Annotated in this window: 12 protein-coding genes; 4 read left to right on the top strand and 8 right to left on the bottom strand. The window is 74.4% G+C overall.

Annotated features, from left to right (window positions below; translation table 11 throughout):
- Positions 1-211 precede the first annotated feature (211 nt).
- Positions 212-721, top strand: coding sequence for a cyclic nucleotide-binding domain-containing protein (locus VF746_19700; protein HEX8694659.1), 510 nt, complete (start codon positions 212-214; stop codon positions 719-721).
- Between the two features lie 64 nt (positions 722-785).
- Here the strand turns inward: VF746_19700 and VF746_19695 are convergent, their stop codons facing one another.
- The 8 genes from VF746_19695 to VF746_19660 form a co-directional block, all read right to left on the bottom strand.
- Positions 786-2,795 (bottom strand): CYTH domain-containing protein, encoded by a 2,010-nt coding sequence (locus VF746_19695; GenBank protein HEX8694658.1) that lies wholly within the window; start codon positions 2,793-2,795, stop codon positions 786-788.
- 50 nt (positions 2,796-2,845) lie between these two features.
- Complete coding sequence (locus tag VF746_19690) at positions 2,846-3,655, bottom strand: metallophosphoesterase (protein HEX8694657.1); 810 nt, start codon at positions 3,653-3,655, stop codon at positions 2,846-2,848.
- Positions 3,631-4,395: a Type 1 glutamine amidotransferase-like domain-containing protein gene (locus VF746_19685; GenBank protein ID HEX8694656.1), complete on the bottom strand. Its 765-nt coding sequence runs from the start codon at positions 4,393-4,395 to the stop codon at positions 3,631-3,633. The genes VF746_19690 and VF746_19685 overlap by 25 nt, the downstream gene beginning before the upstream one ends.
- 27 nt (positions 4,396-4,422) lie before the next feature.
- Positions 4,423-4,782, bottom strand: coding sequence for a hypothetical protein (locus tag VF746_19680; GenBank protein HEX8694655.1), 360 nt, complete (start codon positions 4,780-4,782; stop codon positions 4,423-4,425).
- Positions 4,783-4,847: 65 nt separating this feature from the next.
- Positions 4,848-5,039, bottom strand: coding sequence for a hypothetical protein (locus tag VF746_19675; protein ID HEX8694654.1), 192 nt, complete (start codon positions 5,037-5,039; stop codon positions 4,848-4,850).
- 39 nt (positions 5,040-5,078) lie between these two features.
- A complete protein-coding gene (locus VF746_19670) occupies positions 5,079-5,747 on the bottom strand; it encodes an NAD(P)H-binding protein (protein ID HEX8694653.1) in 669 nt (222 codons plus the stop codon).
- A 31-nt stretch (positions 5,748-5,778) separates the two neighbouring features.
- A complete protein-coding gene (locus VF746_19665; protein HEX8694652.1) occupies positions 5,779-6,216 on the bottom strand; it encodes a type II toxin-antitoxin system VapC family toxin in 438 nt (145 codons plus the stop codon).
- Complete coding sequence (locus tag VF746_19660) at positions 6,209-6,511, bottom strand: type II toxin-antitoxin system prevent-host-death family antitoxin (protein HEX8694651.1); 303 nt, start codon at positions 6,509-6,511, stop codon at positions 6,209-6,211. The genes VF746_19665 and VF746_19660 overlap by 8 nt, the downstream gene beginning before the upstream one ends.
- A 316-nt stretch (positions 6,512-6,827) precedes the next feature.
- On the opposite strand from VF746_19660, the gene VF746_19655 reads away from it, so the two are divergent.
- The 3 genes from VF746_19655 to VF746_19645 all read left to right on the top strand — a co-directional run bounded on the left by VF746_19655 (position 6,828) and on the right by VF746_19645 (position 12,706).
- Positions 6,828-7,505, top strand: a complete 678-nt coding sequence (locus VF746_19655; GenBank protein ID HEX8694650.1) for an ABC transporter ATP-binding protein — start codon at positions 6,828-6,830, stop codon at positions 7,503-7,505.
- Between the two features lie 109 nt (positions 7,506-7,614).
- A complete protein-coding gene (locus VF746_19650; protein ID HEX8694649.1) occupies positions 7,615-10,062 on the top strand; it encodes an ABC transporter permease in 2,448 nt (815 codons plus the stop codon).
- A gap of 205 nt (positions 10,063-10,267) precedes the next feature.
- On the top strand, positions 10,268-12,706 hold the full coding sequence (locus tag VF746_19645) for an ABC transporter permease (GenBank protein ID HEX8694648.1): 2,439 nt from the start codon (positions 10,268-10,270) through the stop codon (positions 12,704-12,706).
- Positions 12,707-12,792 lie beyond the last annotated feature (86 nt).

Raw genomic sequence — 12,792 nt, 5'->3', positions numbered from 1 at the left:
CACCCGGAGCGCCGGGCGTGCACGCTCCGCGCCGTGCGACGAGCCAAAAAGAAAACGATAGTTTTGTAAATAGTTGACTGGCACCGCACCGGACGTTACTGTCCCTCCAGGGCCGCAACCGTCCAGTTTTCTCCAGCCCTCGCTGTGACGGCCGAACATTTTGCAGCGTCTCTGCTTGCATCCTTCGCCGTACCCCGCAGGAGCCTGAGAGTTGAGCAAGGTACCGCAGGTACCGCCCTACATGGGCGACTTTTCGGACGAGGACATGGCCTGGGCCTACGCCGTGGGCGAAAAGCGCCAGGTGCGGCCGGGCGAGGCGATCATCCACGAGGGCCAGCCCGTGCGCGACCTGTACATCGTGCTGAAAGGGGCTTTCGTGGTGACCTCGCGGAAGCGCGACATGTCGGAGGTGCACCAGCTGGGGCCGGGCGAGATCGTGGGGGAGATGTCGTACGTCTCCAAGCAGCTCCCGTACTCCAGCGTGCGAGCCGCGACCGAGTCGGTGGTGTTCCGCATCCCGCTCACCGCCCTCGACCAGAAGATCGCGGCCGACCCGGGCTTCGCCGCGCGCTTCCACAAGGTGGTCTCGCAGTTCACCGTCGCCCGCCTGCTGGAGTGGGGTCCCCCGCGCCCGGAGCCTCAGCCCTCCGAGGCATCCGGCGACGCGAGCCTGCGCGTGCACGAGCTGATCGAGAGGATGCTGCGCGGCGAGTTCCCCTGAGGCGGGGCTCGCCGCGCGGACCAGGAAGCGCCGGGCGGGGGCGAGGCCCCGGCCCGGATGCCGTCTACGCCGGATCGATCTCCACCCGGAGCCGCGTCCCCGCGCGCCCCACGGCGTAGTTGGAGAGGTACTCGGGGAAGCGCGGCTCCAGCGCCTCGCGCACCCGGTGCGCGGCCGCCTCGCTGTCGCACACGGCGAACACCGACGGCCCCGACGAGCTCATGGTGGAATAGATCCCGCCCGCCTCGCGCACCGTGCGCAGGATGGCATCGAGCACGTCCGCCTTCCAGATGGTCCCCAGCACCACCACGCTGCCCACCTCATTCAGCTCCCACCCCTGCTCCAGCATTCCGCGCGCGTCGTTGCGCAGCAGGTACGGCTTCATCCGCCGCTCCAGGAAGTCCAGCAGGCGCTCGCCGTATTCGGCCTGGTAGTCGAAGGTGACCCCCTGCGTGACGTCGAACTCGTCCAGGTCGCCCACGCCGCGCTCGATGGACTTGCCGAACTCGCGCAGCTTCTCGTTCCCGAAGGTGCGGGTGTCGCCCTTCGCCGTCAGCAGCCACAGCCCGTCGGCGTCGGCGCTGCCGATGTAGCGCGCGTGCTCGTCGACCCAGACGATGCCGCCGTAGAGGACCGCCGCCTCGCCCACGCCGGTGTCGACGCCCCAGAAGAGCTTCCCGGCCTCGTCGTCGGAGTTCTCCACGAAGTTCTGGGTGAGGATGTCCCACATCTCGGGAACGGAGAACGGAGTGCCGAAGACGGCGTTGAGCCCGGCCAGCACCCCCGTGTTGAAGGTGACGTTCGAGCCGTAGCCCGAGTGCACGTGCTCGATCCGCGCCGGCACCGACACGTGCAGGTCGCCGCCCTCATAGCCGACCAGGCGGGTGAAGAGCCGAATCAGGTGCTCGGCCGTGGGCACGCTCGCCGGGCCGCCGCCCCCCTCGCCCACCGTGATCTCCACCTCGCTGCAGGCGGTGGTGGTGGAGGTGCCGATGCCGCCGGCGCCGGGGGTCACCGGCCGCATCTTGTTGAAGTCGATCACCTGGAAGTGCAACCGCCCGGGCGTGACCACGCGTGCCCGGCGGTGCACGGGCCGCGCCCGGCGGTACCACTCCGGTCGGATGCGGAGCTGCTGGCCCGGGTCGAAGCGCGCCCCCGGGTCGATGTCGGGGCCGATGTCGATCTCGCTCATCCTCCTCTCTCCTCGCCGGACGCGGGCGGAGAGGCTCCGCCGCAGATAGGCGATCTTGTTGAGTTCCTTGGGGCGCAGGCAGTCGGGCCCGAGCGCGCTCCGCAGCTGCTCTACCAGCCGGGCGGCCGCGCCGGCGTGCGCCTGGTCGTACTCCACCTCGACGATCGTGGGCTCGGGGAAGGGGACGCCGTGCAGCTCGTCCACCAGCACTCGCAAGCCCTGGTCGGTGACCCGAAGCGCGTCGAGCCGCTCGATTGGCCGGGCGTCGACCCCGGCCAGGCTCCCGCGCTCCTCGCACTCGGCGAGCACCGGGAGCAGCTCGAACCCGGTGCGCCTCTTCTTGATCCTCATCACCTCCACCAGCCCCGCGCGCCGGTACTGGGCCAGCAGAGCCGCCATCGCCGGGGCGTCGCTGCGCTCGAAGGTCTGCACCAGAACGCGGTTGGTGCGCGCGTACAGGGGCCCTTCGCCGCGCGCGCCGCGCCACGAGACGGCAATGACCTCGAAGGTCAGCGGCCGGGTGTGCCGGGTGTAATGGCGCAGCCGGACCGAAACGCCGCGCGCGAACAGGCGGCGGTCCGCCGTGTCGAAGTAGCGGTCCCGCATCGCCCGCACCTGCGGAGCCACGCCGGTGAGCGCGGCGCAGATGCGGACCACCTCGGCGGCGGGGCGGGCGACGAAGAACGCCACCTCGCTCGGCGCCAGGCGCATGAACGCCGCCTTGAGCCGCGGGTCGCTGGTGAAGACCGCGGCGGGCAGCTCCACCCCGTCCAGCGTCTGGACGGACGAGGACGGAGAGACCGGCGCGCGGACGCTCCCGCCGGCGGAGCCGGAGGAGACGGGGACCATGGGGGCGCGGCGGTCGTCGTATGCGCTGCTCATTTTTGTCGGATAAAGCATGCAAACCCCGTTCCGCGCGCCGGGCGCCGTTCTCAGCAGAAGAGCGGGAGCGCGTTCTCGGGCGGGAGCCCGCCGGGGGCCCACACCTCCTTGAGGAGAGGCTCGCCCGCGCGGAGCCAGTGCTGCACGTAGCGCACGCCGTCGATCACCCGGTCCCCGGCGATGTGGGTGTGCCCGTAGACGTGCACCGCCGCACCCAGGCGCCGCACCTGCGCCTCGATCCCCTCGGAGCCGGCCACGCGCGGCAGCCCCTTGAAGCGCAGCCAGCGCACCGGGGGCACCAGGTCTGGGCGGGGGACGAAGTGCGAGAAGGAGACCACGGGCCCGTCGTAGCGCACCAGGTGCGGCTCGTTCATGGCCAGGAAGTGGCGGTCCAGGCGCCCCAGCCCCGCCGGCCAGCGGCAGAGGTAGGTGTCGGCCCACCCCTCCAGCTCGGCCTCCACCGCCTCGCCGCGCACGTCGAAGTCCGCATGGTACCAGGCGAAAAGCGGCACCACCCACGCGCCGCCGGCCCGCGCCGGCCGGGTGCGCACGCCCGCCGCCTCGCAAGTCGCGAGGACGGCGCGGAGCTTCTCCAGCGAGTCGCCCTCGCGGCCGCGCACCCACAGCTCGTGGTTGCCGGGGACGAAGAACACCTCGCCGAAGCGGCCGCGCAGGAAACCGAGCGTCTCGGCCAGCACCTCCAGCGAGTCGGCCACGTCGCCGGCCACGATCAGCGCGTCGCCCCGGTGCTCCGCGGCGGGGATCCGCTCCAGCAGCCGCCGGTTCTCGCGGAAGTCGGTGTGCAGGTCCGAGACGGCGAAGATGCGCACGCCGCTCACCCCGCGGGGGCCAGGAGCCACGCGGCGGCCTCGCCCCCGGAGAGGGCCACGCGGCACGCCGGCCGCCGGAGCGCCTCCAGCGTGCCGTCGGGGTGCACGGCCACGCCCCCGCCGGCGGGGACCCCCAGGCCCTCCACGCCGCCGCCGCGGGCGCGGACGATCCGCCGGAGCGCGCTCCAGTCCGACGCCTCGTCGTGCGCGGAGACCACAAAGGGGACCAGGCCGAAGGTGGGGAAGGCCGCCTCGGGGCCCGCGCCGCCCTCCGGCCAGCCCAGCAGGCCGAGCTGCACCGCGCCGGCGGAGACGCCCACGAGCACCGCGCCCGCCCGGAAGCGCCGCACGGCCGCCTCGCCCACCCCGTTGACGGACAGCGTCCGCCAGCCGCGCTCCACGTCGCCGCCGGCCAGGAGCACCAGGTCGGCCGCCTCCAGGAACGCCCGGTCCTCGCAAGAAGGCGCGGAGGGGATCATCCGGCACGCGGCGATCCCGGCCGTCTCCGCCGCGGCGGCGAAGATCCCGTAGAAGGCCGGATCGTCGCCGTTGGAGGCGCCCACGTATGCGGCGCGCGGCGAAGGCGGGAGGTGGCGGCGGACGCGCGCGAGGAGCGGCTCCCCGTCCCCGTGCGGGAAGAGGAGCCGGCTGTCGGCCAGGAGGTAGACGGGACGGAGCGGGCGCGCGCCCGGCGCCGGGTCACGCCCCGGCGCGGCCGCCGCGCCCGTCTCCAGGAAATGCGGGGCACCGCCCGCGAGGACCTCCGCCATCTCCGCCCGGGGCGATCCGGTCCCGCGTCAGCGGACGGTGGCCGGGATGGTGAGGCGCACGTTGTCGCCCGGGTGCACGAAGATCTCGAAGCTCTGCGCGGTGTTGCTGCTGCCCACGGGGTCGGCCATGAAGCGCAGCGCGCGCCCGAGCCCCACCATGTTCTCGGGGATGCGGAAGGTGCCCGTGCTGTTGCCGCTCACCGAGCCCAGCCGCTGGCGGGCCGAGCTGTACAGCACGTACACGGTCATGTCGAGCCAGGACTGGTTCTGCACGGTGACCGTGGTCCTCTCGACCGGGCGGGGCGCGTTGCGGCCGCGCCCGGTGCACGCGGCGACGGCCAGCACGGCGAAGAGCGCGATCAGCGGGATGCGAAGTCTGCGGGCCATACGACTGCTCCTGCGTAAGGGATCAGGACCTCTCGGATCGAAGCGAAAACCGGGCCCCGCGGACGTCACGGCACCACGGGACGCGGCCAGGGGCGCAGGAGCGCGATCAGCACCAGCGCGAGCAGGAGGAGCGCGAAGAGCACCACCACCCCGTACAGGCAGCCCCGCAGCCCGCATCCGCCGGGCGGCCGCCCCTCCTCGCGCGGGAGCGGGACCACCCCGTCCGGAAGATCGTCGTCTGGAAGCCGCCGCGCCATGCGTCCCCTCTCGCCTGGTACCCCGCAGCCGCCCGGGGGTCACGCCCCGAGCGCCGCCAGCTCGTCGGACTCCACCACCCGCACTCCCGCCACGCCCTCCCGCGCCAGCCGCACCAGCGCTCCGGCCACCGCCGCCGCCGGGAGCGCGCGGTAGCGGCGCAGCGGGCCGACCAGGAGCGGGTTCAGCACGGGTGCCGCCTTCTGCGCGAGCGCCTCGGCGGGGCGGCGGCCGGAGTGCTCGCCCAGCAGCAGCGAGGGGCGCGCCAGCAGGACGCCCGCGAACGGCAGCGCCGCCACCGCGCGCTCCACCTCGCCCTTCACCCGGTTGTAGAAGACACGCGAGCCGGGGTCCGCCCCCAGTGCGGTGACCAGGAGGAAGTGCCGCGCCCCCCGCGCGCTCGCCAGCCGGGCGGCGGCCAGCGGGTAGTCGTGGTCCACGCGGCGGAACGCCTCGCGCGAGCCCGCGGCCCGGATGGTGGTCCCCAGGCAGCAGAACACGTCGTCCACGGCGAAGGCGTCCGCGTGCTCGTCCAGGCGGTCGAAGTCGGCGGTGCGCTGCTCCAGCTTCGGGTGCTCGCGCGCCGCGGGGCGCCGGCCGAGGGTGGCGACCCTCGTCCAGGCGCCGTCGGCCAGGAGCAGGTCCAGGCAGTGCCCGCCCACCAGCCCGGTGGCGCCGAGCACGAGGGCCGAGCGGGAGGATGCCGGCATGCGGTGGCGGTCTTCGGGGAAGGAAGGCGGGCTACGGCGTGGCGTCGAGCACCGCCAGCAGCCCCTTGCGCCCGTAATCTACGATCCTGCGGTCGCGGGTGACGAGGGTGGCCCCCGTGCGCCGCGCCGTGGCGATCAGGATGCGGTCGGCGGGGTCGCCGCGGATCGGCTCGGGGAGGCGCGAGCTGTCCACCGCCACGTCGGGGGTGAGGCCGGTGAAGTGCACGCCGGGGGCGTTGAGCGCCCGGCGCACCCACTCCGACACGTCCATCGAGAAGCGGATGCGCCCCTTCGCCTCCAGCATGGCCACCTCCCACACCGAGATGGCGGAGACCAGCACGCGCCCGTCGGCCCCCGCCTCCTCGACGGCGGCGTGGGCCGCGGGGCCGATCTCGCGCTCGGCGCCCTCCATCACCCAGATCCAGACGTGCGTGTCGAGGAGGAGCGGGGGCGTGGGGAGGCTACGCATCCGCCTCCCACTCCTCGTCCAGGGGAGCGACCAGGTCGCCGTGGGAGACCACGGAGCCGGAGAGGTGGCCGAAGAGCGAAACGGGGTTGCGGTCGTAGGGGACCAGCCGGGCGACGGGCCGGCCGTAGCGCGTGACCACCACCTCGCCGCGCCCCTGCCGCACCTGCTCGATCAGGCGCAGGCAGTGCGTCTTGAACTCGGCGGCGGTGATCCACTCCTCGTCGGAGCCGCCGGGCGCGTACTTCGCGGCGGCCTCGCGCACCACCCGCCTGTCGTTCTTCGGCTTCTCGTACATGGAAACCTCACGGAAAGATGGACCAACAAATTACAACCAACACGTCCAGCGCGCAAGATTCTCGTGGGCCGGCGCAGTCTCCCCCGACCTACGGTCCAACCGGGGCCCGACGGGAGCGGCCGGGCCCCGGGATTGTCCGGTTATGGGACGCCGAATCCCACGCGCGAACAAGCCGGCCACGGCCAGCGATTCTCCAAATGGTTGAAATACATCCGCTTGCGAGCCGCCCAACCTCCGGCACGGGGCTCGCCATCCTCCGCCTCCGGGAACCGCGCACGCCTCCCGTGCCGCCCTCACCCGAACCCGCCGCCCGCCAATGATCCGCCTGCGCAACCTCGAGAAGTTCTTCGGCACCGGGACCCAGCGCACCTGGGTGCTGCGCAACATCAACCTCGACATCGCCCCCGGCGAGTTCGTCTCCGTGATGGGCCCGAGCGGCGCGGGGAAGAGCACCCTGCTCTCCATCATGGGGATGTTCGACAGCGCCTGGAGCGGCGAGTACTGGTTCGCCGACCGCCCGGTGCACAAGCTCGGCGGCAAGGACCGCAACACGCTGCGCAACCAGAACATCGGCTTCGTTTTCCAGCAGTACCACCTGCTCGACAACCTGACGGTGGCCGAGAACCTCGACATCCCCCTCTCGTACCGTGACATCAAGAAGCGCGAGCGCGAGGCGATGGTGGCCGACGCGCTCGACCGCTTCGGGATCGTGGCCAAGAAGGACCTCTACCCCACCCAGCTCTCCGGCGGGCAGCAGCAGCTGGTGGCCGTGGCGCGCGCCATCATCCACAGCCCCAGGGTGATCCTGGCCGACGAGCCCACGGGGAACCTGCACTCCACGCAGGGGCGCGAGATCATGGAGCTGTTCCGGCGCCTGAACGCGGACGGCACCACCATCGTGCAGGTGACCCACTCCGAGGCGAACGCCGCCTACGGCCACCGCATCATCGAGCTCGCCGACGGCTGGATGGTGGGCGAGACGGCAGCCGCATGAGAGTGCCCAGGTTCTAGTGCCCAGTGCCCAGGAACGGCGCTACGCCCCCTGGGCACTGGGCACTGGGCACTTTCGCACTTTCGCACTTTCGCACTTTCGCACTCGCCGAATGGACACCTTCCTCCACGACCTCCGCTACGCCCTGCGCCAGCTGGCGCGCTCGCCCGGCTTCACCCTGCTGGCGGTGGTGACGCTGGCGCTCGGGATCGGCGCGAACACGGCGCTGTTCACGCTGGTGGACGCCCTGCTCTTCCGGCCGCGCCCGGGCGTGGCCGACCCCGACCGGCTGGTGTGGGTGACCCCGGTGGACGAGCGAGGGGGACACCCGCTCTCGCTGTCGTACCCCGACTTCCGCGACTACCAGGGCGGCGCGCGCGACGTGCTGTCGGACGTCGCGGCGTTCCACGACGTGGAGGTGTCGCTCTCGGGCGGCGGCGAGCCCGAGACGGTGCGGGGGCAGCTGGTGAGCGGCGGCTACTTCGCCGTGCTGGGGACGCCGATGGCGCTGGGGCGCGGCTTCGCGGCGGGCGAGGACGCCCCCGGCTCCGAGCCGGTGGCCGTGCTCTCCCACGCGCTCTGGCGGCGCCGCTTCGGGGCCGACCCGCGCATCGTCGGCCGCCGGGTGGTGATGAACGGCCTGGCCGCCACGGTGGTGGGGGTGACGGCGCCGGGGTTCAACGGGGCCGACCACGACCTGCCGCGCGAGGTGTGGCTGCCGATGTCGCTGGCCGAGCGGGCGCTCCCCGGGCTGCCCGGCACCTCGGGCTTCCGGGAGGCGCGGACCACCTGGTGGCTGAACGCCATCGGCCGCCTGAAGCCCGGGGTGACGCCGGAGCGGGCCGACGCGGCGCTGGCCGTGGTGGCGGCGCAGATCGAGGCGGCGGACCCGGAGGGGCACAAGGGGGTGACCGCGCGCACCTTCCCGGCGGGCTCGGGGCTCACGCCGGGGGCGCTCGGCAGCGTGGTCCCCGTGACGGCCGTCGCCTTCGCGGTCACCGGGCTGGTGCTGCTGATCGCCTGCGCCAACGTGAGCAACCTGCTCCTGGCGCGCGCGGCGGCCCGGCGGCGGGAGATCGGCGTGCGGCTGTCGCTGGGCGCGGGGCGGGGGCGCATCGTCCGCCAGCTCCTCACCGAGAGCGTGCTGCTGGCCGCGCTGGCGTGCGCCGCCGGGCTGGTGGCCGCCGCCTGGGGGCTGGACGCGCTCGCCGCGTCGGTCACCCTGCCGCCGCTGGACCTCTCCCCCGACCTCAGGGTGCTGGCCTTCTGCGCGGCCGCGGCGGGGGCCACGGGGGTGCTCTTCGGGCTGGTGCCGGCGCTCGACGCCACGCGCGCCGACGTGGTGGAGGCGCTCAAGGACGGCGCCGCCGGGCCGGACCCGCGCCGCGCCCGGCTGCAGGGGCGCTTCGTGGCGGCGCAGGTGGCGCTCTCGCTGGTGCTGCTGGCGGCCTCGGGGCTCTTCCTGCGCAGCCTGGCCGCCGAGGCGCGGGTGGACGTGGGCTACGACGCCTCGGACCGCGTGCTGGCCGTCTCCTTCGACCTGGGGCGGCAGGGGTACTCCGACGCCCGCGCCCGCGCGTTCACCGACGCGCTGGCGGCGCGCGCCGAGGGGCTCCCCGGGGTGCGCGGCGTCGCCTTCGCCACCTCGGTGCCGATGGGCGGGCGCCGCGAGGGGGCGGAGGTGTTCCCGGGCGCCCGGCCGGCGCGCGAGGGCGAGGAGCACGGGCTGGAGGCGCTGCTCTACACGGTGGGTCCCGACTACCTCCGCACGGTGGGGATCCCGCTTGCCCGGGGGCGCGGCTTCGCGCCGCAGGACGCGCCCGGCGCGCCGCCGGTGGCGGTCGTGAGCGAGGCGCTCGCCCGGCAGGCGTGGCCGGGGGCGGACCCGCTCGGGCGGGAGCTGCGCGTGAACGACGGCGTGGTCACCGTGGTCGGCGTGGCGCGCGAGGCGGTGCTCTCGGCGGTCTACGAGAGCGCCAAGCCGGCGGTGTACCTCCCGCTCGCGCAGCGGCCCGGCCAGAAGCACCTGGCGCTGCTGGTGGGCACGGCGGGCGACGCGCGCCCGCTGGCGGCGGCGCTCCGGCGCGAGGTGCGCGCCCTCGACCCCGACCTGCCGGTGGAGGAGGTGCGCACGCTGGCCGGCTACCGGCGCCAGAGCATGTCCGACATCCGCGCCACCTCGCGGATGATCGGGCTCTTCGGCGCGCTGGCGCTCCTGCTGGCGGCGGCGGGGATCTACGGGGTGATGGCGTTCGCGGTCACGCAGCGCACGCGCGAGATCGGGGTGCGCATCGCGCTGGGCGCGCGGCGGGGCGACGTGGTCTCGCTCTTCGTCCGGCGCGGGGTGCGGCTGGCGCTCATGGGGATTGCCGTGGGGCTGGTGCTGGCGGCGGGGGTGGGGCGCCTCATGGCCGGGGTGCTCTACGGCCTGAGCCCGGTGGAGGCGCCCGCCCTGGCCGCGGTGGCGGCGCTCCTGGCGGGGGTGGCCGCGCTGGCCGCGTACTTCCCCGCCCGCCGCGCCGCGCGCGTGGACCCGGTGGTGGCGCTCAAGGCGGAGTAGGGAGCAGCAGGGGACAGCCGGCGGGCTGGCGACTGATCCGCCTCCCGCGCGGAAAGCCTGCCCCCGCGGTATGTGCACCCTTTCTCCCGCGCAGCGGGGGAGAGGGCCGGGGAGAGGGGGCGCCCGCCCGCCGCCGCGCCGGCGCCCGTCGCAGCGGATCGACATCGACCGAAGCCACCGTTCGTCCTCGCCCACGAGGCATCCTATGGACACGCTGCTGCAGGACCTCCGCTACGCGCTGCGCACGCTGCGCAAGAGCCCCGGCTTCACGGCCGTGGCGGTGCTCACGCTGGCGCTGGGGATCGGCGCCAACACCGCCGTCTTCAGCGTGGTCGAGGCGGTGCTGCTGCGCTCGCTGCCGTTCCGCGACCCCGACCGGCTGGTGGTCTTCTGGAACCGCTACGCCGAGGGGCTCTCGAAGGGCGCGATCTCGCCTCCCGAGTTCGCCGACCAGCGCCGGATGCTGCGCGAGTTCGAGGGGGTGGCCGCCGTCACCGACTGGGGGGTGAACCTCACCGGGCGCGGCGAGCCGGAGCGCGTCCGCGGCTACCGGGTCTCTCCCAACCTCTTCTCCGTGCTGGGCGTGGCCCCCGCGCGCGGGCGCGCCTTCGCCCCGGGCGAGGGGGTGGAGGGCAACCGCGAGGTGGTGGTGCTCTCCGACGAGCTCTGGCGCCGCAGCTTCGGCGCCGACCCGGCGGTGCTGGGGAGCGCCGTGCGGCTCAACGACCAGACCTACACGGTGATCGGGATCATGCCGCGGGGCGTGCGCTTCCCCGACGCGCCCGGGCTCCTCTTCCCCGAGCGCGCCGACCTGTGGGTGCCGCGCGCCTGGGAGCAGGAGGCGGACGACCGCGGCAACCAGTACCTGCGCGTGGTCGGCCGCCTCCGCCAGGGGACGACGCCCGAGCGGCTGCGGGCCGACCTGCGCGGCCTGGCGGCGGGCTTCAAGACCGCCGACCCCGACCGCTACTCCGAGGCGAAGGGGTGGGCGCCCGTGGCCGTGCCGCTCGGCGAGGAGTACGTGGGCGAGGTGCGCCCCGCGCTCCTGGTGCTGGCGGGCGCGGTGGGGCTGGTGCTGCTGATCGCCTGCGCCAACGTGGCCAACCTCCTCCTGGCCCGCTCGGCCGCGCGCCGCCGCGAGGTGGCCGTGCGCGCCGCGCTGGGCGCCGGGCGCGGCCGCCTGGTGCGCCAGCTCTTCACCGAGAGCCTGGTGCTGGCGCTCGCCGGCGGCTCGCTGGGGGTGCTGCTGGCCGCCTGGGGCGTGGCCACGCTGGCGCGCACCGGCCCGCAGAGCATCCCGCGGCTGGAGGCGGCCACGGTGGACCCGCGCGTGGGCGCCTTCGCGCTGGGGGTGTCGCTGCTCACGGCCGTCCTCTTCGGGCTGGCCCCCGCGCTGGCCCTGGCCCGCGGCGGCGCCCCGGCCGCGCTCGCGGCGGGCGCGCGCGGCACGGCCGACCCGTCGCGGCGGCGCGCGCGCTCCCTGATCGTGGCGGCCGAGGTGGCGCTTGCGGTGGTCGTCCTGGTGGGCGCGGGGCTCCTGCTGCGCAGCTTCGCGGCGCTGCTGGGCACCGACCCCGGCTTCCGGACGCAGGGCGTGCTCACCTTCCAGGTGGGTCTCCCCTTCGCCAAGTACGACGAGCCGGCCAAGCAGACGGCGTTCTACGAGGAGATGCTGGCCCGCGTCTCCACGCTCCCCGGGGTGCGCACCGCCGCGGTGGTGCGCCCGCTCCCGCTCTCGGGCGACGGGTGGGGCGGCTCGTTCATGGTGAAGGAGCAGCCGGTGCCCCCGGGCGGCAACTACCCGCACGCCGAGTACGCCGCGGTCACCCCCGGCTACTTCCGGGCGATGGGGATCCCGCTGGGCGCCGGGAGAGACTTCACCATGGCCGACCGCGCGGGGGCGCCCGAGGTGGTGGTGGTCGACCGCTGGCTGGCGGAGAAGTACTGGCCGGGGCAGGACCCAATCGGAAAGCAGATCAGCGTCGCGGGGCGGCCCGACTCGGTGTTCGCGACGGTCGTCGGGGTGGTGGGGCACGTGCGCTCCGGGGGGCTGCACCTGGAGGGCGAGCCGCAGATCTACCTCCCCTTCCTGCAGCGGCCCTTCACCGCCAACTACGCGGTGGTGCGCGCCGACGGCGACCCGCTGCGCCTGGCCGGCGCCGTCCGCGCCGAGGTGCGCGCCATCGACCGCGACATCCCGCTGGCCAAGGTGCGCACCATGGAGCAGGTGGTCTCCTCCGCCATGGCCCAGCGGCAGTTCAGCCTGCTGCTGATCTCCGTCTTCGCGCTCTCGGCGCTGGTGCTGGCGGCGGTGGGGATCTACGGCGTGGCCTCGTACACGGTGGCGCAGCGCACCCGCGAGATCGGCATCCGCATGGCGCTGGGCGCGCGCGCGGCCGACGTGCTGCGCATGGTGGTGCGTGAGGGGCTGGTGCTGGTGGGCGCGGGCGTGGCGCTGGGGACCCTGGGCGCGCTGGCGCTCTCCCGCCTGCTGACGGGCCTGCTCTACGGCCTGGGCGCCGCCGACCCGCCCACCTACGTGGGCGTGGCGCTCCTGATCGCCGCCGTCGCCGTGGCCGCCAGCGTCCTCCCCGCGCGCCGCGCCGCCCGCGTGGACCCGGCCGTGGCGCTCCGGACGGAGTAGGGAAACGGCAGGGGACAGGGGACAGGGGACAGGGGACAGCCAGCGGGGACGTCGCGGATCCGGATTTTCCGCTCGATGCGCCGGCT

This window comes from Longimicrobium sp., assembly GCA_036389795.1.
Classification (GTDB): Bacteria; Gemmatimonadota; Gemmatimonadetes; order Longimicrobiales; family Longimicrobiaceae; genus Longimicrobium.
This window is presented reverse-complemented; position numbering and strand designations above follow the sequence as displayed.